This window comes from Anaerovibrio sp. (genome assembly GCF_024697385.1).
Lineage (GTDB): Bacteria > Bacillota > Negativicutes > Selenomonadales > Selenomonadaceae > Anaerovibrio.
The window spans coordinates 1-3,774 of the sequence record NZ_JAILFV010000025.1 but is presented as its reverse complement, the minus strand read 5'-3'; the positions used below and the strand labels follow the sequence as shown (position 1 = coordinate 3,774).

At 46.9% G+C, this 3,774-nt stretch carries 3 protein-coding genes; all 3 read left to right on the top strand.

All coding sequences use genetic code 11. From position 1 onward, the window contains the following. The first annotated feature begins 407 nt into the window (after positions 1–407). The 3 genes from K6C05_RS01480 to K6C05_RS01470 all read left to right on the top strand — a co-directional run bounded on the left by K6C05_RS01480 (position 408) and on the right by K6C05_RS01470 (position 3,230). Complete coding sequence (locus K6C05_RS01480) at positions 408–1,448, top strand: amidohydrolase family protein (RefSeq protein WP_296730561.1); 1,041 nt, start codon at positions 408–410, stop codon at positions 1,446–1,448. Positions 1,449–1,522: 74 nt separating this feature from the next. After that, on the top strand, positions 1,523–2,707 hold the full coding sequence (locus K6C05_RS01475; RefSeq protein ID WP_363317149.1) for an MFS transporter: 1,185 nt from the start codon (positions 1,523–1,525) through the stop codon (positions 2,705–2,707). Positions 2,708–2,810: 103 nt separating this feature from the next. Next, positions 2,811–3,230, top strand: coding sequence for a MarR family transcriptional regulator (locus tag K6C05_RS01470; RefSeq protein WP_296730559.1), 420 nt, complete (start codon positions 2,811–2,813; stop codon positions 3,228–3,230). Positions 3,231–3,774: the final 544 nt, after the last annotated feature.

Below are 3,774 nucleotides of genomic sequence, written 5' to 3'. Positions count from 1 at the left end.
GATAATCGTTTTAGTGGCTGCTTGAGCATCCAAAGGTGCATAAGCCATAAAACACCCTGCTCCGGCCAAGGCCATGGTTAATGCCTTTTGCCATTTTTTCATAATGAATCACCTCGACATGATTTACAGCAATAAAAAAATCGACGCTCCCTAAAAAGGGCAGAAAGCCACTGAGGCTCTCCACGTCGATTTTCTGCCGCCGAAGCGGCACGGCTCCTACACAGCCGTATATGCTATTGGACATACTATATCATATTTGCTGTATTAGGGCAATAGTTACATGGTTTGCGGTTTGTGTGCAAAATTTTTTCAGAGAAATTTAATCAAATTTTAGTTGCTATAGCAACTAGATTGTGCTATTATGCAAATACAGTTGTTATTGCAACGAAATATAAGGAGGGTATCAGATGATTATTGATTGTAACATGCACCATTTGCCGGAAGACCTTTTTACAAATGATAAAATTATGGAGGGTTTTCTGACCACAGCACCGCGCGGGTTTGGCGAGATTGCTACTCTGGAGACATTGGAGTCTGGCAAGAAGCACTTGATACTGGAGAAGCCTCAGGGCTATCATAATCTGGATTATGTGGAGGGGGATTACTCTCTTGAGGCAAAACTCAAGGCAATGGACGAGGCGGGAGTAGACAAAGCATTGCTCCGCGTGCCTGTCTGGCAGGAGTGGCTGCGGCTGGATACCTGCAAGATTGTGAATGATAATGCAGCAGATATGTGCAGACGTTCCAATGGCCGACTGTATGCCAATGCAGTGCTGCCTCCCTGGGGCGGAAAAGAGAATTTGTATGAATTGGAGCGGTGTCTCAAGGAGCTGGGGATGGTTGGTGTACAGCTTGCCTGCCATTATGGACAACTTTATCTTGATGACGAGGCATTCAAGCCTTATCTCAAGGTATTGAATGAGACGGGAGTGCCTGTGATAGTTCATCATACGCCGTTGCCGGTTTATTGGCAGTCTATCTATGAATTCACGAATCTGCGGCGTGAATTTGGTCGAGTGGTGGACCAGGCTACCGCTCTGGGACGAGAGCTTTTTAGCGGTATGTTCGAAGAATTCCCGAACCTCAAATTCATCCATACGATGTTTGGCGGAAACTGGTTTGCCAATCAGAACCTGACCACACCACATGCATCGAAGAAGAATGAGGTATTGGCACGCTTTGATACCAGCGAGGCAGACCGTATCCAGAAATACCTGAAGAATAATATTTATTATGACATGACACATCCGGCATCCTGGGGCAAGGATCAGGTGGAATGTGCAGTCAAGGTATGCGGTGCTGACCATCTGCTGTTTGGCAGTTCATTCCCCGTGGTTTACGGCTGGATGTCGGCTGGTGTTGATTTTGTCAAGCAACTGGATATCACGGAGGAACAGAGGGAACTTATTTTCCATGGCAATGCTGAAAGATTGTTCCGCTTGGCGTAAAATCGGGAGTGAGGTACACAGGGCAACGAGAGGAGGATTCTCTCTCGTTGCTTTTCTTGTAAGAAAGGAACAGGATGAATATGCAGGGTCAAGCACAGGAAAAAATTTGGAATTCCAAGTTCATTTTTAGTTGGCTGGCGAATTTCTTTGCCTTTACCACTATGTATTATTTGATGTCAACAATTCCTCTTTACACCACAGAGATTCTGGAGGGAAATAAAAGTGATGTAGGGATGCTGTTTGCCCTTTATGCTGTGGCTGGAGTTCTGGCACGTCCCTTGGCAGGACGTCTGCTGGATTCTTCTGGGCGGATGAAAGTGGCATGGGCTTCGCTTCTCTTGCTGTTTCTGTCTGTCTTTGCTTATAGCTGGGCAGTGGGCATGATGGCGTTGCTGGCTCTTCGCTTTGTTCATGGCATCTTCTGGGGCTTCTCTACCACTTCGTTGGCCACGGTGGCAACGGATGTCATTCCAGTCAAACGGCGTGGCGAGGGAATTGGCTATTTCGGCCTTTCTATGTCATTTGCAATGTTGTTGGGGCCATGGCTGGGACTGACTGTTTTGCACAGCTTTGATTATGATGTGATGTTCCTGGTGGTGTCGGTAATAGCTGCCCTGTCCTGTGCCTGCCTGCTTGGGATTCGTTATGAGGGTAAAGCAGTTAAGGGCGGGCAATCAGGAGGCTTCCTGGAAAGAAAGATTTTACCCTATGCAACAATTGTCTTCTTTATGGCTGTAGGCTATAGTGCGATTCTGTCCTTTATTGTGCTTTTTTCACAGGAACTTGGCATTGAGAATGCGAGCATATTTTTCTTTGTCAATGCCATTGCCGTTATCATAAGCCGCCCCTGTGCAGGGAAAATGGCAGACAAGCATGGCCCGGCTGGCACCATGTGCATTGGCTTTGCCACTTTCTTTCTGACCTTTATATGTCTTTACTTTGCCCAGGGATTGGAGATGCTTATTGGAGCTGCCTTGCTGATGGGCATCGGTTTTGGTATCCTTTACTCGCTGTGTTTTGTACTTTCCATCAATGCGGTGGCACCAGCCAGACGGGGGATGGCTAATGGCACCATACTTACAGCTTTTGATATAGGTTTTTCTGTTGGCTCCATGGGGCTGGGGGCGGTCTCCATGATGATGGGACTGCGTTCCATGTACCTGTTGTGTGCAGGTATCGTTATGATTCCCTGGGTAATCTATTATCTGCATGATATGCGTGGACAGCAGTCCAAAGCTGATTTACTAAAAACCATTTGACGCCTTATAATGTATTTTTTTATCACATCTTAATTGCAATTGCAACCAAAAGTGTGATACCATGCTTATAGGATTAGCACTACCATTATAAAGGAGAATTGGTTTGAGTAATGAACGTCTTGGTAAATATATATCTATTCTCTATCGTCAAAGCCAAATTTATTTCAATGCAGAATTGAAGAAATTCAAATTGGGTAGTGGTCAGTATATTTTCTTGCTTGGGCTGCTAAAAAATGATGGCATCAATCAAGAGCAGCTTGCAGATTACGTAAAGATTGACAAGGCAACCACAGCTAGAGCAGTGGCCAAGCTGGAGCGGGAAGGTTATCTGATACGGGAAATCTGCCCCACGGACAAACGGGCCTATATCCTACACCCCACAGACAAGGCCAAGAAAATCTCTGAAAATCTGGACAAAATCCTTGACCATTGGAATGATACCTTGCTGGCTGGCTTTTCTGCAAAGGAAAAGGATATCCTGCAAAAATTTCTTGCCCGCATCAGAAACAATATTTTTGCATAAGCGAAGAGGAAGTATCAACGCCCCCTGCCGTATCCAATTGGCAGGGGGCGTTGGATGTAGTGCGCCCGGCGGCGCACGTTTCTAACCGGTGAAAGTCCGGAATCCGCCCGGTAGTGGGAAGGATATAGCTGAACACCAAGGGTGTCCATCGCGAGGTGGAATCTGAAGGAAGGTGTAGGCAAACCTCTGGCCTGACGAACAGAAACCGTATAATAGGCTATCACTGGGGATAAGTCCGCAACACAGGTCGAAGTCCAATAACTACACGGAACCAGTGGTGGTAAATGCGGCAGGCAGATGGAGGGAAAGAAATGTGTGGTACCCGGGGAGGTCTGCACAGGTGCTCTGAAAAGAGTAACCACGCTCGCAAGGGCGTGTTGACTGTGCAGAAGTCAGCAGAGGTCATAGTAGCCGAGAGGTGAAGGGCCGAATCAATAGGAGTTCCAAGTACAACCGGGAAAGGAGGAACGGCCGAAATGGCGGAAAATCTTGAAAACAAGAGCTGCCCGCAAAAGGATAGTGCGGAACACGAAGAATATGCGGG

What these genes read in the sequence shown, in the direction of transcription:
- K6C05_RS01480 (WP_296730561.1), top strand. Translation starts at nt 408, where the DNA reads ATGATTATTGATTGTAACATGCACCATTTGCCGGAAGACCTTTTTACA.
- K6C05_RS01475 (WP_363317149.1), top strand. Translation starts at nt 1,523, where the DNA reads ATGAATATGCAGGGTCAAGCACAGGAAAAAATTTGGAATTCCAAGTTC.